Annotated in this window: 17 protein-coding genes and 1 pseudogene; 4 read left to right on the top strand and 14 right to left on the bottom strand. The window is 63.6% G+C overall.

Going from position 1 to position 20,964, the window contains the following annotated elements; translation table 11 throughout:
* Positions 1-32 precede the first annotated feature (32 nt).
* The 3 genes from UP06_RS06130 (at position 33) to UP06_RS06120 (ending at position 4,032) form a co-directional block, all read left to right on the top strand.
* Positions 33-3,011, top strand: a complete 2,979-nt coding sequence (locus UP06_RS06130; protein WP_045001381.1) for an FAD-binding and (Fe-S)-binding domain-containing protein — start codon at positions 33-35, stop codon at positions 3,009-3,011.
* Positions 3,004-3,432: a GlcG/HbpS family heme-binding protein gene (locus tag UP06_RS06125; RefSeq protein ID WP_045001380.1), complete on the top strand. Its 429-nt coding sequence runs from the start codon at positions 3,004-3,006 to the stop codon at positions 3,430-3,432. The genes UP06_RS06130 and UP06_RS06125 overlap by 8 nt, the downstream gene beginning before the upstream one ends.
* Positions 3,433-3,567: 135 nt before the next feature.
* Entirely contained in the window at positions 3,568-4,032 is a 465-nt protein-coding gene (locus UP06_RS06120) for a site-specific integrase (RefSeq protein ID WP_502691325.1), read from the top strand.
* A 387-nt stretch (positions 4,033-4,419) separates the two neighbouring features.
* Here UP06_RS06120 and UP06_RS06115 read toward each other — a convergent pair.
* The 6 genes and pseudogenes from UP06_RS06115 to UP06_RS06090 all read right to left on the bottom strand — a co-directional run.
* A pseudogene (locus UP06_RS06115) lies at positions 4,420-4,902 on the bottom strand (argininosuccinate lyase); the annotation flags it as partial.
* 88 nt (positions 4,903-4,990) lie between these two features.
* Positions 4,991-6,346, bottom strand: coding sequence for a serine hydroxymethyltransferase (gene glyA, locus UP06_RS06110; RefSeq protein ID WP_045001378.1), 1,356 nt, complete (start codon positions 6,344-6,346; stop codon positions 4,991-4,993).
* Positions 6,346-7,767 (bottom strand): FAD/NAD(P)-dependent oxidoreductase, encoded by a 1,422-nt coding sequence (locus UP06_RS06105; protein ID WP_045001377.1) that lies wholly within the window; start codon positions 7,765-7,767, stop codon positions 6,346-6,348. Before UP06_RS06105 ends, glyA begins: the two co-directional genes overlap by 1 nt.
* A complete protein-coding gene (locus UP06_RS41400; RefSeq protein ID WP_045001376.1) occupies positions 7,764-8,060 on the bottom strand; it encodes a (2Fe-2S)-binding protein in 297 nt (98 codons plus the stop codon). Before UP06_RS41400 ends, UP06_RS06105 begins: the two co-directional genes overlap by 4 nt.
* Entirely contained in the window at positions 8,041-9,159 is a 1,119-nt protein-coding gene (locus tag UP06_RS06095; RefSeq protein ID WP_045001375.1) for an NAD(P)/FAD-dependent oxidoreductase, read from the bottom strand. Before UP06_RS06095 ends, UP06_RS41400 begins: the two co-directional genes overlap by 20 nt.
* Before the next feature lie 91 nt (positions 9,160-9,250).
* Positions 9,251-10,288, bottom strand: coding sequence for an ABC transporter substrate-binding protein (locus UP06_RS06090; protein ID WP_045001374.1), 1,038 nt, complete (start codon positions 10,286-10,288; stop codon positions 9,251-9,253).
* 116 nt (positions 10,289-10,404) lie between these two features.
* Here UP06_RS06090 and UP06_RS06085 point away from each other — a divergent pair, with 116 nt between their 5' ends.
* Complete coding sequence (locus tag UP06_RS06085) at positions 10,405-11,301, top strand: LysR substrate-binding domain-containing protein (protein WP_045001372.1); 897 nt, start codon at positions 10,405-10,407, stop codon at positions 11,299-11,301.
* Positions 11,302-11,509: 208 nt separating this feature from the next.
* Here the strand turns inward: UP06_RS06085 and UP06_RS06080 are convergent, their stop codons facing one another.
* The 8 genes from UP06_RS06080 to UP06_RS06045 are packed head-to-tail and all read right to left on the bottom strand — an operon-like array spanning position 11,510 to position 20,961.
* Positions 11,510-13,792 carry a DUF3604 domain-containing protein gene (locus tag UP06_RS06080; RefSeq protein WP_082081268.1) on the bottom strand — a complete coding sequence of 761 codons (2,283 nt, stop codon included), beginning with the start codon at positions 13,790-13,792 and terminating at the stop codon, positions 11,510-11,512.
* A gap of 39 nt (positions 13,793-13,831) precedes the next feature.
* Complete coding sequence (locus tag UP06_RS06075) at positions 13,832-14,716, bottom strand: acyl-CoA thioesterase (protein ID WP_045001370.1); 885 nt, start codon at positions 14,714-14,716, stop codon at positions 13,832-13,834.
* 42 nt (positions 14,717-14,758) lie between these two features.
* Positions 14,759-15,640, bottom strand: a complete 882-nt coding sequence (locus tag UP06_RS06070) for an ABC transporter permease (protein ID WP_045001369.1) — start codon at positions 15,638-15,640, stop codon at positions 14,759-14,761.
* Positions 15,637-16,461 carry an ABC transporter ATP-binding protein gene (locus UP06_RS06065; RefSeq protein ID WP_082081267.1) on the bottom strand — a complete coding sequence of 275 codons (825 nt, stop codon included), beginning with the start codon at positions 16,459-16,461 and terminating at the stop codon, positions 15,637-15,639. The genes UP06_RS06070 and UP06_RS06065 overlap by 4 nt, the downstream gene beginning before the upstream one ends.
* A complete protein-coding gene (locus UP06_RS06060; RefSeq protein ID WP_082081266.1) occupies positions 16,461-17,516 on the bottom strand; it encodes an ABC transporter substrate-binding protein in 1,056 nt (351 codons plus the stop codon). The genes UP06_RS06065 and UP06_RS06060 overlap by 1 nt, the downstream gene beginning before the upstream one ends.
* Positions 17,517-17,555: 39 nt before the next feature.
* Positions 17,556-18,377 (bottom strand): GntR family transcriptional regulator, encoded by an 822-nt coding sequence (locus tag UP06_RS06055; protein WP_045001365.1) that lies wholly within the window; start codon positions 18,375-18,377, stop codon positions 17,556-17,558.
* Positions 18,377-19,168, bottom strand: coding sequence for an enoyl-CoA hydratase-related protein (locus UP06_RS06050; RefSeq protein ID WP_045001364.1), 792 nt, complete (start codon positions 19,166-19,168; stop codon positions 18,377-18,379). The genes UP06_RS06055 and UP06_RS06050 overlap by 1 nt, the downstream gene beginning before the upstream one ends.
* Positions 19,165-20,961, bottom strand: coding sequence for a non-ribosomal peptide synthetase (locus UP06_RS06045; RefSeq protein ID WP_050031561.1), 1,797 nt, complete (start codon positions 20,959-20,961; stop codon positions 19,165-19,167). Before UP06_RS06045 ends, UP06_RS06050 begins: the two co-directional genes overlap by 4 nt.
* Positions 20,962-20,964: the final 3 nt, after the last annotated feature.

Raw genomic sequence — 20,964 nt, 5'->3', positions numbered from 1 at the left:
GATGGCCTCGCTGGATCACTCCAGGACCAGGGATGACAAACGCCTCCTCGCTCGAACGGCGCCTGCGCGCGGAAATGACTGGCGACGTCCTGTTCGACGGTTTTAGCCGCGGCCGCTACGCCACCGACGCCTCGTTCTACCAGATCATGCCGGCCGGCGTGGTGGTGCCCAGGACCATGGACGAGGCGCTGCGGGCGCTGGCGATCGCCCGCGACGAGGGACGCAAGGTCACGCCGCGCGGCGGCGGCACGTCGCAATGCGGCCAGACCGTCAATGACGGTCTCGTCGTCGATCTCTCAAAACACCTGAGCCGCATCCTGTCGCTCGACGTCGCGAACCGCACTTGCGTGGTCGAGCCCGGCATTGTGCTCGACGACCTCAACCGCCAGCTCAAAAAGCACGGCCTGTGGTTTCCGGTCGACGTCTCCACGGCCTCGCGCGCCACCATCGGCGGCATGGCCGGCAACAATTCCTGCGGCGGCCGCTCGCTGCGCTATGGCACCATGCGCGACAACACGCTGTCGATGGAGGCAGCGCTGGCCGACGGCACACTGAGCCGTTTTGGTGAGGTGTCGCGCGATCTCTCCGATGTCGGAGCGAGCGACAACGCGCGCGGCCTGTTCCGTGACATGCTCGATCTCGGCGCGCGCGAGGCCGACGAGATCGCAGCGCGCTTTCCACAAGTGCAGCGCCGCGTCGGCGGCTACAATCTCGATGCGCTCATGCCGCGCAATGCGCGCAACAACATGGCGCACCTGCTGGTCGGCTCGGAAGGGACGCTGGCCTTCACCACCAAGGTCGAGCTGAAGCTGTGGCCGGTGATCCGCAACAAGGCGCTGGGCGTCTGCCATTTCGGCAGTTTCTACGAGGCGATGGATGCGGCCCAGCATCTGGTCAAGCTGAAGCCGATCGCGGTCGAGCTGGTCGACCGCACCATGCTCGCGCTCGGCCGCGACATCGCGATGTTCCGCCCCATTATCTCTGCCGCGATCAAGGGCGATCCGGATGCCGTACTGGTGGTCGAGTTCGCCGAAGAAGACCAGGCCGACAATCTTCTGCGTCTCAAGCAACTCGGCGAGCTGATGGGCGATCTCGGCTTCGGCTGGAATAACGACAAGCGCAAATGGGGCGGCGTGGTGGAGATCACCGAGCCGGCGCTTCAGGGCGGCATCGCCGATTTCCGCGCCGCCGGCCTCAATGTCATGATGTCGATGAAGCAGGAGGGCAAGCCGGTCTCCTTCGTCGAAGACTGCGCCGTGCCGCTGCCGCATCTCGCCGACTACACCGCCCGGCTGAGCGAGGTGTTTGCCAAACACGGCACCAGCGGCACGATGTATGCGCATGCCTCCGAAGGCTGCCTGCATGTACGACCGGTGCTGAACCTGAAGCTGGAGAAAGACGTCAAGGCGATGCGCGCCATCGCGGAGGAAGCCTTCGCGATGGTGCGCGAATACAAGGGCTCGCATTCCGGCGAGCATGGCGACGGCCTGGTGCGGTCGGAATTCCACGCCACGATGTTCGGCGAACGCCTCGTCGCCGACTTCAAGGAGGTGAAGACCCGCTTCGACCCCGATGGCGTCCTCAATCCCGGCAAGATCGTCGATGCCCCGAAGATGGACGACCGCTCGCTGTTCCGCTTCAAACCGGACTATCGCGTCGCTGACCTCAAGACAAAACTCGACTGGTCGGCTTATCCCGGCGCCGGCGGTGGTTTCCAGGGCGCGGTCGAGATGTGCAACAACAACGGCGCCTGCCGCAAGCTCGAGGGCGGCGTGATGTGCCCGTCCTACCGCGCGAGGCGCAACGAGAAGGACGTCACCCGAGGCCGCGCCAATACGCTGCGGCTCGCGATCTCCGGCCAGCTCGGGGCGGGTGCACTCTCCTCCGACGAGATGATGGAGACGCTCAAGCTCTGCGTCTCCTGCAAGGCCTGCCGCCATGAATGCCCGACCGGCGTCGACATGGCCAAGATGAAGATCGAGGTGCTGGCCGCGCGCGCCGCCTCCCACGGGCTAACACTACGTGATCGCTTGGTCGGCTACCTCCCGCGCTATGCCGGCCTCGCCGCGCGCTTCGCGCCGCTCGCCAATTTGCGCAACCGCAGCCCGCTGCTGCGAAAGCTGTTCGAGCGTTTTGCCGGCATCAGCGCGCGCCGCGCCCTGCCCGCTTTCCGCAGCGACGTGTTCGTGCCGCCGGCGGAAGCGGTCGGGCCGGAGACCGGCCGCGAGGTCGTACTGTTCGCCGACACTTTCAACCGCATCTATGAACGCGAGAACCTCGACGCCGCGTTGCGCGTGCTCGCGGCCGGCGGCTATCGCGTCCATCTGCCGAAGCCGGCGAGCGGCAGCCGGCCGCTCTGCTGCGGCCGCACGTTCCTGTCCGCCGGCCTCGTTGACGAAGCCAAGACTGAGCTTGATCGACTGGTCTCAGCTTTCGCGCCCTTCGCCGCGCGCGGCGTGCCGATCGTCGGCCTCGAGCCGAGCTGTCTGTTGACGCTGCGCGACGAGCTCGCCTCGCTGCGCAAGGACAATGACGCCAAGGCCGTCGGCGCCCACGCGCTGACCTTCGAGGAATTTCTGGTGCGCGAGGCCGAGGCCGGCCGTCTGCAACTGCCGCTCGGCGCCGTCGCCGACAAGGCCGTCGTCCACGGCCATTGCCATCAAAAATCCTTCGGCGCCTTCAAGCCGGTCGAGCAGGTGCTGCGGCTCGTCCCCGGCCTTGAGGTCGAGACCATCGAGTCGAGCTGCTGCGGCATGGCCGGCGCCTTCGGCTATGGCACTGACACCTACGACGCATCGATCGAGATGGCCGAGCTGTCTCTCCTGCCCGCCGTGCGGCGCGCAGACCCAACGACGCTGATCGTTGCCGACGGCACCTCCTGCCGGCACCAGATCCACGACGGCGCGCAGCGCGAGGCGCTTCACGTTGCGCGCGTGCTGGCGATGAGCCTTGATCGCGCGAAAACTCAATCCACGACCTCACCCGTTGCAAAGGAGCCCAGCCATGGTTGAACTGACCCTCGACACCTCCCGCAAGATCCTCGACGCCGCTTTCGCAAAGGCCACCGAACTGAAGCTGAAGCCCCTCGTCGTCACCATCCTGGACGCGCGCGGCGTGCTCAAGCTCGCCGCCGCCCAGGACGGCACCAGCCTGATGCGAGCCGAGATCGCCCACGGCAAGGCCTATGGTGCGCTCGCCATGGGCATGGGCTCGCGCGCGCTGTACCAGCGCGCCCAGGAGCAGGCCTATTTCATCGACGCCGTGAACACGATCGCCAAGGGCGCCTTGGTGCCGGTCCCCGGCGGCGTGCTGATCATGGACGGCGCGACGTTGCTCGGCGCCGTCGGCGTGTCCGGCGACACCTCGGACAATGATGAAGCCTGCGCGGTCGCCGGCATCGAAGCCGCAGGAGTTAAGGCAAACGCGGGCTAACGTCCGTATGGGCGCTAGCACCCTCGCGACATCGAGCGGAGGCCATTTTCAATGTCTTTGCAGCTGCAGAGCTATCGCTCGGATCGCACAGAACGTGGTCTTGGGCGCCTCGTAGTTTGAAGATACGAAAGAGCCTTGATCCTGAGCCTCATTCGAGTGCTTCGCTTCGGCAGGCAAATGCATTCGTCTCAGGCGCAAGAATGGTTGTTTCCAGCCGAGAGCGCCTCGGGACACTTGGCGGAAACAAAGGAAGACCGAGATATCTTGTCGAAATGGGGCAATGACCTCCGTCAGACATTTCGGACTAGTGCCGCCGCTGCTGGCGTTTCCGAATTCGACGCCAAGCTCCTCATGAACCATTCAATCCCTGGTGTGAATGCAGGCTATGTCACTCGACACAAGTTGGTTGAAGACCACCTGCGCAGCCAGCAGCAAGCTATAAGTACGGTTGCGTTTTCCGGTCTCGGTAAGTCGCACGTAGGACAAGGGCCGTTGTCAGATTGGCTCGGTCACGCGGCAAGCCGACGAGTCGTCAGCCTTTTCCAATTGAAGCCAGCGCCCCTCAGCGAGGAGAACGAAAGAATTTGGCAAGCAGCCTGATCCAAGCTGCGATCTGATCGAGGCGCCCACTGCGTCCCGAACGCAGTGAACATCTTTTAAGTTATTGATTTTTCTTGCCGTAGCAACTGATCACGTCCCGTTTTGTTCACGGTCGTTTCACCCAATTCGTTGCGATTTCGTTGCGGCGGCACCGAGGACGAACGGCGCTCGGCGCGGTACTGAGATCTTGGACTGCGGCGGAGCAGCCGACGCCTGCGAGGGCAGTGTATTGGGCTGTGCGCCACTAGCGCTGATCTATCGGGGGTTCGAGTCCCCAGACCGCTACCGCCTTTCTCCATACGACACAAATCTGCGCTATTTCCTCCGATCTTCCGCCTAAACTGAGCGTCTGCCTAACATATTAGCGCGCGAACCTGGGCTGACATGTCAATCGGCGACGAAGGCAGAAATTGCCGTCTCCAGCGCCTCATGCGCCCGTTCGGCCTGTTTTTCGAACCCGTCCAGCAGTCTGGCATCGATGACGAGTTTACCCCGCGCCGTCTCGACTTCACGACTGATCGCTTCGGGAGCCGGCCCGCCCAGGAGTTTGCGGCGGCGGACGAATGCTGCCGGATCCATGGCATCGGAAAAGACGTCGGACGGAAGACCCGGCGCAGCGATGCCAAGTTCGGCGGCCGCCTCGTCCAGCGAGGCTGATGTCGCCTTGTCCGGCCGGATACCGGCGGCGATGTTGCGGCGCACGAACACGCTGACGATCTGGTGGGAATTGCGCCAGTCGATCCCCTGCTCGCGAATGAGTGCCGCGGCAAGATCGGTGACCTGGGCCCAGTTGGCGCCAGCGAGCTCACGCATACGTTCGACCTTGACCTTGAGGTCGCGCATCAGCGGCGACAACGTCTCCAGGCGGATTGCGCGCGGCCAGGGGGATTCCGGCGAGCAAGTAGTGCACCGATGCCCTTTCATCGCTGCTGGCTTATCAACATTTTGACCTAAGGTTTCAAAGAGCACTGGTCATGGCATAGAGTGGCAGCGGCGCCATCAGCTTGGCGGCTCGCGCTTTGATGTCGGCTTCGCGTTCGGCGACTTCCGGTGATCGGGTTGCATGCCTGGCGAGGAGGTCGGCGATCCATCCCGCCACCTCGCGTGCATCGTCGGCCTTGAGGCCTCGCGTCGTGCAGGCTGACAATCCGAAGCGAAGACCCGACGTCAGTGCGGGGTCGGTGTCGTCGAACGGGATCTCGCAGCGGTTGCAGGTGATACCGGCGCGATCGAGGCTCTCGACCATCGGCTGTCCGTGAAGCCCGAGTGGCTTCAGGTCGGCCACCACCAGTGGCGTGTCCGTGCCGGAGGTGAGCACCGGGATCCCCCGCGCCATCAGCTCCGCAGCAAAGGCGCGGGCGTTGGCGAGCACCGCGTGGCTATAGGCCGTGAATTCTGGCCGCAGGGCCTCGCCGAGACAAACCGCCTTTGCGGCGACTGCATGCAGCAACGGGCTGCCCTGCACGCCGGGCGACGTAGCTTTCTCGAGCCGCTCCGCGAGAGAGCCATCGTTGGTCAAGATCAGGCCGCCCCGCGCGCCACGCAACGACTTGTAGGTGGTCGTGGTAACGATGTCTGCAAAGGGAAAAGGATGGGGATGCGCGCCCGCAACGACGAGCCCGGCGAAATGCGCGATATCGACCAGCAGCCTTGCCCCCACGCCGTCCGCGATCGCACGCAGTGCCGCGAAGTCGATGGCGCGTGGATAGGCGGCACCTCCCGCGACGATGAGCTTCGGGCGGTGCATCTCGGCGAGCCTGCGAAGCTCGTCGTAGTCGATCAGGTTGCCGGCGCGCGCGACGCCGTAGAAGACGGGCCGCACCATGGACCCGCTGAGGTTGGATGCGCCGCCATGACTGAAATGACCACCGGCCTGGCCGGACATCGACAGCACCACGTCTTCCGAGGAAAGCAGTGCGCGGAGCACCGCAAGGTTGGCCTGGATGCCGGAGTGTGGCTGCACATTGGCGAAGCCGCAGCCGAAAGCGGCGCAGGCGCGCTCGATGGCGAGACGCTCCAGCGCGTCGGCGCATTCCGCGCCGGCATGGAACCGGCGGCCGGGATAGCCGACAACCGTCTTGTTCGTGAAGACCGAGCCCTGCGCGGCGAGGACCGCACGGCTGACGAAATTCTCCGAAGCCACCAGTTCGACTGCTTCGCGCTGGCGCTTCTGCTCCAGCGCGATCAGGCCGGCGACATCCGGGTCGACCTGTTCAGGGCCGGTCGTGAAATAGCCCGTGTGAAGCCACGCGACGCCGGCTTCGTCGGCAGTTTTCGCGGCAGCATCAGAGGGAGTGGAAGCAAAATCGACCATCACAACCTCACCACGGCCTTGTCGGCCTGCTCGCCGAAGGGCAGCGACGCCATTTCCGCGACTGTAACGGGCTTGATCGGCGTCCTGAGGCGGTAATAACCGATCTCGGCAGGCGAGATCCCGCGCGCAGCCGCGAACATCTCGGTCACGGTCAATCCGCACAGGCGGCCCTGACAGGGGCCCATGCCACAGCGCACGAAGAACTTGAGCTGGTTCGGCCCGAGCACGCCCTGCGCAATCAATGCTTCGATCCGATCGGCCGGGACCTCCTCGCAGCGGCACACGATGGTGTCGCCGGTCGGCACTCGAAACCGCGATAGCGGCTCGTAGAGCACATCGAGGAAGCGTCGCGCAGCGAGATCTCGCTCCAGCGCTGCGAGATCGCGCGCGGCCAACCGCTCTCGCTGCGGCCGGTTGATCCGCCCGAGGCGGTGAGCGGCGTCCCATGCCGCAAGGCGACCACGCAGGGCCGCCGCCTGAGCTCCCCCGATGCCCGCGCCGTCTCCTGCCACGGCGACATGATCGACGCAGGTCGCGCCCCAGCAATCGGCTTCGGGCTGGAAGGCGCGCTGCTCCTCGTTCCAGACAATCCTGCACCCCAGCGTATCGGGTAGATGCAGGCTCGGCACGACACCCTGATGCAGCAACAGGGTGTCTGCCTGGATCGTGGTCTCCCCGCCGGAGGTCCGGTATGCGACGGCCCGCAGCTGCTCCTCGCCCACGGCCCGCAGATGCGAGACACCGAAAATCACCTTCACCGAGCGGCGCACGCGCGCAAGCAGCGACAGCCCCTTCACGGCATAGGGCGAAGCGAGGAAGCGCGGCAGATGGCGCAGCGCGGCGAGCCAATTGCGCTTGGGCGTTGTGTCCAGGATGAGCGCGATCGTTCCTCCCGCTCCAAGGATCTGTGCCGCGAGCAGCCAGAGCAGCGGCCCCGTGCCCGCCAGCACGATCTTGCCGGAGGGCACGAGATCGGCCTGCTTCAGCAGGATTTGCGCTGCACCGGCAGTCATCACACCTGGCAGCGTCCAGCCTTCAATCGGAAAGGGGCGCTCCTGCCCACCCGTCGCCGCGAGGATGCGGCGCGCCGGCAGCAGGCGCGGCTGGCCGTCCAGGAGAAAGGCGATCTCTCCCGCGGGCGAGACGTCAAAGACCGTGCTGCCAGGGCAGTAGGTTGCGCCACTCGCCGCCAGTGCATCGACCAATTCGCGGCCTCGCTCGTAATCGGCACCGAGCACGGTGCGTGTGGCTGCGGCTGCTTCTGTGATACCGCGATAGATCTGACCGCCCGGCGCCGGCTGCTCGTCGAGCACGACCGTGGACAAGCCGAGGCTCGCCGCGGTCGCGGCCGCAGCCATGCCGGCCGGGCCGGCACCGATCACGGCGAAATCGCAGATCTCGGGCAGGTACGGCTCCGTCATCGCCCGATCTCCCGCCTGCCCTTCTGGGATTCGACGACCATGCCATCGCGCACGCGCGTCATGCAGCCCTGTCGGCTCCCGATGCCGTCGACAATGACGAGGCAGTCGAAGCAGACGCCCATCATGCAGTACGGACCGCGCGCCCGGGCGTCGACGACAGTGGTCCGGCATGTCGTAATTCCGGCCGCGAACATCGCGGCAGCAACCGAATCCGTTGCTTTGGCCGAGATCTCGCGCCCGTCGACCGTAATGGTCACGCCCTGCTCGGGGCGATTAGTGAACCGTCGAAACATCGAACCTCCCGGTGCCGAAGGCTGGCAGTTCCGCCTTCACGCGCGAGGACGCGATCAAGGGCGCCAGCGTCTGCGCATGGCGCGGCGCCAGGGTGACGCCGCTGTGGCAATTGGCGACGAAAGCGCCGGGATGCTCCCGCGACTCGTCGTAGATGGGGCAACCATCCTTCGTCATGACCCGCTGGGCGGCCCATGTCCGCACGATGTTGACCTTCGAGAGGCCGGGGAACATGCGCCTTGCGCGATCCGCCATCTTGGCGAGCACGTCGGTGCCGACCACAAGACTCGGATTCTCCTCTTCGATGGCATCGCCAAGCATCACCGAGCCTTCATCGGCCTGCCGCACCGTGATGGTCGGATAATGGAGGAAGGGCTTCATGCGCTCGGTCACAAGCACCTGCCCGCGCTGGGGTCTGACCTGGGCGTCGATGCCAACCATGGCACCCAGCCTGCGGCTGTCATTGCCGGCGGCGATCACCACCTTGCCCGCGGCCACCGAGCCGACAGCCGTCGAAGCGACGAAACCTCCTTCGCTGGCGGTGAGGCTCTCGACGCGATGGTCGCTCCGATAATGTCCGCCCAACCGCGCAAAGGCCGTGTGCAATCCCCAGAACAGGCGCATCGAATTGCACTGGCCATCGAGCGGGCAATAGCTGGCCCCGACAACTTCGGGGCCGATGTCCGGCAACATCTCCCGCACGGCGTTGTGACCCAGGATCTCGTAGGGCAGTGGCGACATGCCGGCCTGCACGTTGATGCGGGCGAGTTGCGAGGCACGTGCGTCGACCTCGGCCTCCGACAGGCAAAGATGAAAACCACCCGGCTGCGAGAAGGCAAGGTCGATGCCGGTCAGTGCGGCGATCTCGTTTCGGAAGTCCGGCCAGAGATCGGCGGCGCCACGGGACCAGTCCGAATACTCCGGCATGCCGAGGCCCTTGGTCTGCACCCAGATGAGCGAGAAATTCGCGACCGAGGCGCGCCTGGCGCGGTCGTCCTCATCCAGCAGTGCGACACGCTGGCCGGTCTTCGCCAGGCCATAGGCGATGGCGGTGCCGACGAGGCCACCACCGATCACTGCAATATCATAGTCGTGCGTCACGAAAACAGCTCCCGGCGCGCCCGCTCGGCACGATTCATAGCAATGAACGGCGCCGGCTCGTTCAAGAACCGGCGCCAAACGGTGTGCGATGCTAGCGTTCGATCTCGCGGACCCAGCGCTTGTTCCAGTCGTCGCGCTGGCGGTTGATCTCGACCCAGTCGATCGTCTTGAGCTGTGCGACCTGCTCGGGACCGTAAGGCATTCCTGCGCGGCTCTCTGGCGGCAGCTCGGCCTTCTTGTTTGCGGGCGCAAGACCAGACGTCTTCGACATGGCGACCTGCATGTCGGGCGAGAGCAGATGGGCAATGAACTGCTGCGCGAGCGGGCTCTCCTTCCCGCCGGCGACCGGGCAAATGCCGACACCGATGACGACGCCACCTTCCTTCGGGTAGACGAAGTCTGAGGCAAATCCGCTGTCCGCAAGAGCCTTGGCACGGCTCGATCCCCAGACCGCGAGCGCCGCCTGTCCGCTCTGCAACAACTCCGTCATCTTGCCGGGCGACGGCTCGTAGGCCAGCACGTTCGCGCCAATCTTGTCCTTGAAGGCGATAAAGCCCGGCTCGATGTTCTTCTCGCTGCCGCCATTCACTTTGGCGACCTGCACGAGCGAGATCACCCCGTATGTATTGTTCAGCGGCGGGATCACGATCTTGCCCTTGAACTTCGGATCGGCGAGGTCGTTCCAAGAGGTCGGCACCGGCCAGTTATTCTTGGCAAAGGTCTCCTTGCTGTAGACGAAGCCGGCGCCGAGCAGAGCGAAGGCCAGCGACTTGCCGTCTGGAAAGCGAGCGATGCCGTAGAGGTCGTCGACCACCGGGCCCACATCGAGCGGTCGGCAAAAGCCCAGCGCCACCGCTTGCGCCATCGGGCCGTCGTCGATGATGGCGACGTCGATCTGCTGGCTTCCTTTCTGCGCCTGGAGCTTGGCCAGCACGTCGGTGGAGTTGCCGGCGATGTATTCGAGCTTGACGTTGTGTTTGCTTGCGAAGGACGGAAAAACCTCGCTGCGGATCGCCTTCTCCATCGTCCCGCCGGAACCCGCGACATAAAGTGTCGCGTCCTGAGCCGATGCAGGAATGGCATGGGTAACGCACACGGCAATAGCCGCGAGAAGCAACCTTCTCAGCATGAATTTATCCCCACTTTGTTGAATTTTCGAATAATTTTTATGATGGTCGCAGCCAGCCCATAGCTGGTCAAATACAATTCAGGCTTTGGCCTAGAATCTAATGTTATGGGTCGTTGATGATCAATCAGAGGCAGATCGAGGCCTTCCGAGCTGTGATGGTCGCCGGCGGCATCACCACAGCGGCCGCCGCCATGCGGATATCGCAGCCAGCGGTCAGCCGGCTCATCCGGGACCTCGAAGCGCGCATCGGCCTGACGCTATTCGAACGACGCACCGGAGGACGTCTGCGTCCGACCGCCGAGGCGGCCGCCCTGTTTCTGGACGTCGAGCGCTATTTCGTCGGCCTCGAGCAGATTGATCAATCTGCGGCCGGCCTCAGACGTCACAGCCGCGGAAGCCTTCGGGTCGCTTCCCTTCCCGCGCTCTACGTGGGTTGGCTGCCGCGCTTCATTGGCCGCTTCCTGGCTCAGCGACCCGATCTGAATATCGAGCTGATCGGAAATTCGTCAGAAGCCATCATCGAATTGATATCAAGTGGCCGCTGCGACATCGGTTTCGTCGACTCTCCGTTCGACCATCCCCGCATACGTCGGGAGGAACTGGCTGGTGTTGCAGCGGTCGCCGCGATACCAGCATCACACATGTTGGCCGCAAAGCCGGTGCTGGTCCCCGCCGACTTCAGCTCCGAGCCGTTCATTTCAATCGCCCGAGCAACATTACTGCGGACGAGAATCGATTCCTTCTTTCTCTCCCAGGGAATCCGTCGCCAGCTCGGCCCGGAAACCCCCTCGTCGCTGATCGCCTGCTCGCTGGTCGCCGCCGGCGGTGGGCTCGCCATCGTCGACCCGTTCAGCGCAGAGGCAGCCGTCGAGCCAGACATCTGCTTCAAGCGGCTTGAGCCGCGCATCGAGGTACGCTTCAGCCTGGTCGTACCGCTGAACAAGCAACCACCTAGTCCAGCCCAGGACTTCGTCACCGGAATCCAGCAGGAATTCGCGAGGTTTCACGACTAGATGTCAATCGGCTCTGCGCGCGATTTCCGCGCGATGAAAGTGGATCATCAGATTGATCCGCTCTGTGCTGTTGCGCGGAAAAATAGCGGCGGGGTCGAACGATGCGCAATAACCGAGGCCCTCGAAGTCGAGTGTCCTGGGGAGGATGTCCCCAGCCGAGGTTAGTACGCGCATTTTCACAAACTCCCCGCGAGTTCCGCCCGGAGCATCATTGCTGTCCAATGAAATAGATCGGGCTGGACCAGGCCTGGTGTCCGTCCGCAAAACTGGCGCGGAGCCACAGAGGGTTGTCGCCGGCAACAAGATCGATGTCGCGCCTCAGTTCGGTGGCCGTCACCGCATATTCGTCGGGCTGTCGCGAAATCCGAAGCTCGCGGGCGAGTTTTCCGAACTTGCGGATTGTCGGCTCGTGACCGACGTCCGCAAGACTGACCGCCAGCTCTCCCACCGCTGTTTCGATCTTGATCGCGGCATCGTCGCCGCTCAGGACCAGGTCTATTCCGGCGTAGTTGCCTGTCGTGATCGACGACCACGACAGTTCGGTCCTCGACACCTGCTTCAACGGACGATCCGGATTCAGGAAGTTGATCGGGTTCGCACCGACGATTTCCGCGCCCTCGACCTTGAGCGTGCCGTCCCAGACGGTTTGCCGTGCGCGTCCTCGGTATTCAGCCCCGCTCCACTCGATGCGATAACGGCCGCCCATCGGCAGCTTGCCATTGGGGCGGATCGTTTCCAGAATCTCTGAACCACGCCGCACTTCAACGCACAGGATGGCAGAGTCCGCCACGATCGTCGCATGAAGGGCGACACTGCTCGCCGAACACGAGACGATATCGCCCATCATGACGACATCTGACGTGTGCGAGCGCGCGCCGGCCACGCGTGGATCGTCAGTCCACACCGTTGCGGAATCATCCAGCCGAACATCAACCATCAGATGCACGCGCGATCCGGTCGTCGCGTAGTGGTGGCGTGACTGCAAGGCATCGAACAGGCAGTCGCGCGTCAACTCTTTCATCCAGTAGCAGGTCAGGCCACCCAGCGCACCGAATAACGAAGCCCCGGGTGGCTCCGATCCCGGCCGCCCCTTGTGACCGTCGCTGTTGCCGACGATACCAACGCGATAGCCATGCTGAAACGCGTCGGCCGCGAGCCATTCGAACGTTCCCCAGCTCGAATGAATTTCGACCGACCGCTCCAGGGCATGGTCGTGCGCGTAGGCAATATCAGCATATCGCCCGCCGCAGTGGGCCCAGACAACGGTCTGCGAAAAGTCGGGGCCCAGAGCAGAAAACAGCGCGCGCGCGTCCCAACAATCCGTCTCGACGTCCGAACGATCCGCGACAAGCGCGTGCGACGAGCGCCGGATGGGCAGGCTCTCGTCCTTGTAGAAGACATTGCGGTCGCCGCCCAGAGCCGTATTGCCCGACCATTCATAGCCCGGCAACGTGACGAACCGGCCGGGCGCGTTCCACTCGCGCATCAGGCTGTTAAGCCTTGACCAGAACTGGGGGGTGATCTGGAAGTCGTTGCCCTGATGCCCAATCATATCGAGAAAGGCATAGTCTCGTCCGAACACCATATAATCCAGCGCCGAACCCGAGCCGATGGTCTCACCGCTTTGCGCGTGCAGATCGCCCCAATAGGGCCGCAGCGAAAGTTCGTCCTTTGCCACCAGAGTATTCGAGCTGACGACCTTCTGTCCGCCGGGATCAAGGACATCGATGATGATCAAGCCCGGTGCATTGACCTTCAGGCCTTCAATCCGCAGCGCCTTGGCGCCAGGCTGAAAGCGGACCTCATCGGGCAGCGCAGCGACGGGACCGTTGCCCTTCAGACGGAACGGACCCGGGGGACAATCGGCCGTGGGATTGCCCCAGATATCATCGGCGCGAATACTCAACGCAAAGACGTCGCCGCGCGCCCGCGATGTCGGAATGACCGCGTTCCATTTATGGGCGGCTCCTGGCACGATCGGCAACAGGGGAACGCCAGGCACTTCGACGTAAGTGTAGGTGGCGATCGGATCGACGAGAACGTGGAAGCAGAATTCCGGATCGACGAATGTCTGCATCCGCATTCCGGCGCCGCGTTCATCGGTGCCGAATCTGACCGTGATCGTGTCGCCTTCCCGCATGTAGCCGGCGACCACCTTGATGTAGATGGTCCGGTCCCATGGACGGGTGTTTTGTTTCTGATCGAATCGAAAATCGAGAACGGCGCCGTTGGAGGCGACGACACCGACCCAATTCGCGGCCGTGGGGTCCGAAAACTGCGGCCGTCCCATGTCGGACGCGAAGCGATAGCAGATCTTCAATGAACCGGTATCGTCGATGCCATAGCGTCCCGCGGTGTAAGTCAGAGTGAAGCGTTGATAACTGCCCGCGACGAAGGGCCCACAGTTATCGATCCCGACCGTGCCGGCGTCCGATGCATCGACCGGCGCGACTTCGGGCATCCAGTTGGTGAACGACTGTTCTGAAGACATGGCGAGGACTTTCCAAATCAAGGGAGATTGGCGGATTGCCTACGAGAGCGTGGACGGCGAAGCCGCGGCTTCCGAAACAGGTCTCGTCAGACCATCGGGGACTGCGATGGCCTTGCGGCTCGCCACGTCGAAGAAGACGTGCGCTGTAGCCATCGTCGCAAGCTCGCGCCCAGTGACAGCATCCAGAAGGTGATGTTCGATGTGGACGATCTTCCCGGAGCTGTGCGTGAGCGCGCTCCGGATCTGCAGCATCGTTCCAGGCAAAATGGCCGCATGACGCTCGATGGCCAGATGCAGCGTCGCGGAGCCGACGGTCAGCCGGCCGTCCTCCCATTGACGGCCTTTTTCGAGGCCGACATGGCTCCCCGCGTGATTGGCGAGCCGGACCAGGACTTCGCGGGTGACATCGCCCGCCTGGCAGTCGTCCTCAGAAACGATACAGCGTCCGCATTCGATGCCGTTGCCTCCATCTCCGGCCGACGGTCGCAACGGCGGCTCTGCTTGACTGGCGGAGGCATCGATCGCCTGGACCAGCGCCTCCGGCCACGGATGGTGCGCACCACCGCTGTCAACGAGCGCGTATTCGCTGCGCGCGGTCATGCAGGTGTCGCCAGAGATGCCGTTGATCAGCTCATGCTGCAGCCGCAATTGATGATCTCCGCCGATCGCGACCGGCACGCTGTGGCCGACGATCGGGCAGCCCGCGCGAAGCTCCTTTGCAAACGCGATATGCTCCCGTGCTGCGACCACATGGAGTTGTCGCCCATGCAGCGCGCTGCTTGACAAGCCGAACTGCACCAGAAGATAGTGTTCGGCCATGCCGATCCGCCGCGCAAAATGCTGGATATTCATGTGCTGCATCTGGTCGCACTCCCATGCATCGACAGCTCCGCGATAGGTGACCCATCGTTCGTGAACGTCCATGAGTTTTGCTATCCGGACCATGTTGCCTGCGCAGGTTTTGCGTCAGACAGAGCGAACCATTCCCCATTTGCGAACGGTGTGCCGCTCCAGCAGGCGGAAAAAGACGCCTTCCATGAACAGACCGATTAGGACGATGACGAGGAGGCCGGCGAAGACGTCCGGAATCTTAAGATCGTTGCGTTTCTCGAAAATGAACCAGCCGACGCCGCCACCCGACGAGGACGCGCCGAACACCAGCTCCGCGGCGATCAGGGTTCGCCAGCCGAAGGCCCACGAAATCTTCAGGCCGGCGATGATGGACGGAAGTGCCGCCGGCATCAGCACCCGCATGACATATTGCAGCGGCGGCAGGCCGCAATTGCGGCCCGCGAGACGGAGCGTTTCGCTGACCGCCTGATAGCCAGCGTGTGTATTCAGCGCGAACGGCCACAGCACCGAATGCGCAAGCACGAACAGGACGCTGCCCGACCCCAGGCCAAACCACAGCAGCGCGAGCGGCAGCAGCGCGATCGCGGGAAGCGGATTGAACATCGCGGTCAGCGTGGCGAGAAGATCGCTCCCCAGACGGGTCGTGATGGCCGCCGTCGTGATCACCACGCCGAGCCCGATGCCGAGCGCATAACCCGTCAGCAGCGTCTGCAGCGAATTCCACGTGCGCGCCGGCAGCACGCCGCTGAGCGTAGTGCGCCACAACGCGACCAGCACGTCGGTCAGCTTCGGGAACACGAGGTCATTGTCGGCAAAGAGTGCGTAGGCCTGCCATACAGCCGCAAGCAGGATCAGAATCATCGCACGCCGGAAGCCATCGGAATCCAGCACCCTTTCCCAGATCGCCAGCGGCTTGACCACGAAGTCCTTGTTCGGCTTGGCGACGACATCAACGACAAAATCCGGCCGGATCGCATTTTCAAACGTGTTGCTCATGACGCCACGCCTATCTGAGGTTTTTCGGTGCCTTCCACCAGCATAGTCGTGATGCGCTGCTCCAGACCTTGCCGCTGGGCTGCGTCCCAATCGGACCGGCAGCTGAACTCGGCACGCACCTGGCCCGGATGCGGCGACAGAAGAAGGATGCGCGAGCCGATCCGTGTCGCCTCGTCGATTCCATGCGTCACGAACAGCATCGTGAAGCGAAGATCGTCCCACAGCCGCAGCAACTCATCCTGCAGCCGCCGGCGCGTCAAAGCATCCAGCGCCGCGAAGGGTTCATCCATCAGAAGCACGTCCGGCTCCATCGCCATAGCGCGTGCAATGGCGGTGCGCTGCTTCATGCCGCCCGACAACATGTGAGGATAGGCGTCGGCGAAGCTGCTCAGGCCCACCTTCTCGAGCGCCTCCCGTGCCCGCTCCCGGCAATCACGCTTCGACCACGGCCGGACCGTCATCGGGAACATCACGTTCTCGATCACCGTACGCCAGGGGAACAGCTGATCGAACTCCTGGAACACCATCATGCGGTCGGGGCCGGGCTTGGTGATCGGCTTCCCTTGCAGGGTGATGCTGCCCTCCACCGGCCGGATGAACCCGCCAATCGCCTTCAGAAGCGAGGATTTTCCGCAGCCTGAGGGGCCCAGCAGAATGAAGCGGTCGCCATATTGAACGTTGAAGCTGACGCGCCAGGTCGCCGTGACGAGGCTGGTCCGCGAGGCGTATTGCAGCGTGACGTCCTTGACGTCGAGCAGGACGGAATTCCGCGTTGCGGCAAACGCTTGTTGAAACTGCATCTGATTGTCGCGGACCAACATCAGTTGCCCCCAAGTGGATAGATGCCGGGGAAGAAGTAATCCTTCCAGGACACCGGCTTGTTGTCGAGGAAACCGGTCCGCGCCAGAAATTCCGAGAATTTCTCCGTGCTCTGCGGCACCAGCGTGTAGACGTTCTGGGGATCATTGACGATGGCGAGAAGGGATTCCCGCTCGCTCTCCTCGGTGTTCGTGACCTTGATGTAGTCGTCGACGACGCCGGGCTTGTCGCTCGCGATGCGTTTGACCGCATCGTCGAGCGCGAGAAGAAACGCCTTGTAAGCGACCGGCCGTTTCTCGACGAAGGAGGTCGCGGACCACACGGCGCTGAAGGTTGTGGGGCCTCCCAGCACATCGAACGAGGTGAGAACCTTCTGGATTCCCGGCCGCTTCATCACGGCTTCCTGGTAAGGTGAACTGCCGAAATAGGCTGCGATCGAACTGCGCGCCGACAGCAACGCTGCCACGGCATCCGAATGCTTCATGGACACCGTCTGCGCATCAAGCTTTCCGAACTGGCCTTTACCGAACTGCTCTTCGGCTGCCATCTGCAGCACCACGGCCTGATATGAGACCTTGGGAACAGACAGCGCGATTTTATCGTCCGGCTTGAAATCTTTCAGGCTCTTGATGTCGGGGCGATTGGTGACGAGCAGCAACGACGACGAATTCAACGCGGCGATGCCGCGCACCTTGACGTTGCCGCGCGTGCGATCCCAGAGCTTCATCATCGGCGCCAGGCCGCCGGCCGCCAGATCGGCGGATCCCGTCAGGATGGCATCGTTCAACGCGCCACCATTTCCCAGATTCTGCCATTCCACCTTGAGATCGAGGCCGAGCTCCTTGGCACGCTTTTCCCAGAGATTTTCCGCCTGCATCACCGACAGCGGCAGATAGGAGATGCCGAACTGCAGCACGACCTTGGCCGTTTCGGCGCTGGCGCTTCCGCCGGTCGCGGCCAGGACGAGCGTGACCGCCGTCGCCGCACCGACGACAGAACGCAAGCTCCTGATCGCGCGCCCCAACACATCGCCGGGCATTCCTCCTGAGCGAACCATGCTGGCAGTCCTTCTTTTGGGTTTCGGTGGGGCGGGCGGTTATGCCGCTAGCGATTTGGCCGTTTCGAACGGAGCTTCCGTCAGCTCCATTTCGTATTCGACCGGCGGGACATAGATTTTCTGGAACGTGATCGGCTCGCGGCGGCGGCTCGTCGCGATCACCTGGAGCCGCAGGCAGAGCGAGTCTTTGGCGACTGCGAGCTGCCTGCAGATGGTCTTGCCGGGATTCAGGATCGTCGCGGTCTGGTGCACAGCCAAGGTCGGAACGTTAAATTCCTCGTTCAGCAATTGCTTGAGGTTGACGCTTTCGACTTCAGAAATCGGCAGGGTCAGAATCCGGTCGAACCGGGTCGCGGAGAGAAACATTTCGCTCCAGCACGTGAAGCGATCGCCGACGTTGATAACGCGACTGATACGGATATATCCGCGTTCGTCCTCACCCAACGACGCCGTCAGGATCGGCTCCGGCTTGACAAGCACGCGCTCCACGACCTTGGCATAGACCGGCAGAAGTCCGGCACCTGCCGTATCGCGAAAGCGATAGTGCCACAGCTCTCGCATGGCGTGCCGGTTGGCCTTTGCGAACGTTCCGCGGCCATGGTCGCGGACCAGCTCCCCGTCGTGCATCAGGAGATTGAGCGCCTTCTGCACCGTTCCGAGGCTGATCTTGAGTGCCGCGGAAAGCTCGCGCTCGCCGGGAAGCTTGGCGCCTTCCTTGATCTTACCCGATGCGATGAGGTTCGAGATCGCATCGCAGATTTGCGCGACCTTCGGCAGGCCGGTTCGCTGCGCCCTGTCGAAAGCTACGACGATATCGGGCAGGATCCCATCCGGCTGTTCGTTCGCTTTGCTCGGCGCCATCAGTTCGTTTCCTTTCCGCGCGACCAGACCGGATCCCGCCCCTCGGAAAACGCCTTCGGCCCTTCGATAAAATCGGGGCTCGCTCTCAGACTCCGCAGGCTTTCGTAGTCTCCGTCCAAGGCGTCCTGCACATCCGGGGTGCGCCGGCTGCGCTCGACGATATCCAGGCAGGTGGCGATCGCTTGCGGTGATCCCCGCAGGACCCGCCCGGCCCACTTCTTCGCCGCATCCAGCGCGCCGTTCTCCGCCGAGATTTCATTAATAAGCCCGAGCGCGAGTGCTTCGGATGCCGTCAACCACTTGCCCGCGAGCAGGATCGCCATGGCCGCTTTCGATCCGACCTGGCGCGGCAGCAGATGTATGCCGGCCAGAGGAACCAGACCCCGCCTCACCTCGGGCAGCGCGAAGCGCGCATGCGGCGCGGCAACGGCGAGATCGCAGGCCAGCACGATTTCGAAGCCGCCGCCGAGCGCGACGCCGTTCACCGCGGCAATCACCGGCTTCGTCCGATTGCTGCGCTTGGTCAGGCCGGCGAACCCGGTCGGGGGCCGCTCCATGGGGCCACCCTCGGCCTGCACTTTTAGATCGTTGCCGGCGCTGAAGGAGGTCTCACCCGCGCCTGTAATGATGGCCACCAGCAAGGTCGGGTCCGCCTCGAATGCGTCGAAGATCCGCGACAGCTCGAAATGCGCCGCCGAGTGCAGCGCATTGGCGCGTTCCACGCGCGTGATGGTGACGATGAGGACCGGACCTTCGCGGGTCGTCGTGGTGCTTGTTGCGGTTGTCGTCATAGTGAGGTCACCAGTCTCGACGACAGCAGCACCGCCTGCTGCTCGATCGTGGGGTTGGCCATGATCTCGCGCGTCGATACGGCGAGGTGATGGGCGGACTTGAGAATCTCCGCGCAGCGCTCTGCCCTGAGCGGGTCCGCGCCAAGCAGGAAGACGTTATCGGTGACGCCGAAATCGCCGCGATCGATCACGCGATTCCAGACCTCGAGCAAGGTGGCTTCGACGGCGGATCGTGGCGCGACATTTTGCGGGCGGAAATGCTCCGCCAGACTGGCCGCCATCTCTCTGCGTAGAATCTTGCCTGTCTCGTTCTTCGGGATCGCCGCGATGACCAGCACGCGTGCTGGCACCTTGTAGGTGCTGAGCTGCCGGGCGATGTGAGCGCGGAGCTCGACGTCGGTCGGCGACGCATGGGCCCGCGCGACGACGGCGGCGACCAGTTCTTCGCCCAGCGTCGGATGCGGAATCGAGAAGGCGACAGCCTCGGCCACGCCGGGATGCGACGTCAGCGCGTTGTCGACTTCCGCGGGATAGATCGAGAGCCCGCCACGCTTGAACAGTTCCTTGGTGCGACCGACGATGAAGAGATAGCCGTGCTCGTCCATGTAGCCGACATCACCCGTGCGCAGCCAGTCGTTGAAGAACGTGTTCGGCACCGGCGTGTCGCTGACGCCGTAATGGGTGATGACGCTCGGGCCGCGCACCAGGATCTCGCCGTTCCCATGCGCCGGCAGCGTGTCGCCGCGTTCGTCCCCGATTCGAATGTCCGCGCCGAAGGCGATTCCGACCGAGCCGAGCTTGCGAATGCCCGGCGGCAACGGATTGGAACAGATCATCGATGCCGTTTCCGTCAACCCATAGGTCTCGACCAGCGGGGCGTCGAACAATCGCTCCAGTTCGCCGATTGCGGATGCCGGCAGTGGCGCCGACGACGACCTGAAGAAACGCAAGCATCCGCGCGGCGGCGCTCGGCCATTGTTTTTGTAATGCTCCAGCGTCGCCAGATGCATCGCCGGCGATGCGGTGAACCAGCTCGGCCGGCGCGACTGCAGGATTCGTTCAAACTCGGCGGTCGAGAAATTGTCGGTGCAGATCACCCGAGAACCCGACAGAAGCGAAGATATGCTGGCGCTTATCAACCCGTGGACGTGATGCAACGGCATCGGATTGAGGCAGCTATCCGCCTCATTCAGACTGAATGCGTCGCGGATGGCGCCGGCGGCGGAGAGGATATTCTTGTGCGTGAGCGCGACCAGCTTCGGTTTCGACGTCGTGCCGGAGGTCTGCATGATCAGCGCGACCTTGGGGGCATCAACAAGATCGGAGCTCAGGACCGAACGCGCCCGCAGCGCCGCACCATCGACCTCGAGTCCACTCGTCTGTGCCGCCAGATTGAGAGTGGGCAAGCCGCGCCCTTCGGCCACCTGCTGCGCTACGGCATTCGCGCCGACATCGACCAGCGCCGTGACCTGCATCGAATCGATGGTGGCCTCGAGCTCATCAGCCTTGAGCCGGGGATTGAGCGGGCAGCACATCGCCACCGAGGAGATGGCGAGAAATCCGATGACGCCGAGCGGGCCCCTCGGCGCCATGAACGCGACCCGGTCCGCGGACGTCAGCCCGAGCTTCCGGAGCAAGACGATCAACTTACCCACGGCCAGCAGGCTCTCCTGATATGAGACCGTCGTTCCATCAGCGGCTTCGAACGCCATCAGGCCGCTGCCGAGCTTGTCGGCCGAGAAGATCGCGGACGCGATCGTTTCCGGGGTCGTTTGCGCGCCCAGACTTTCCATTGT

Source organism: Bradyrhizobium sp. LTSP857, assembly GCF_000938285.1.
In the GTDB taxonomy this organism is placed as follows: domain Bacteria; phylum Pseudomonadota; class Alphaproteobacteria; order Rhizobiales; family Xanthobacteraceae; genus Bradyrhizobium.
The sequence above is the reverse complement of the archived record's forward strand: the minus strand, read 5'-3'. Positions and strand labels throughout refer to the sequence as shown.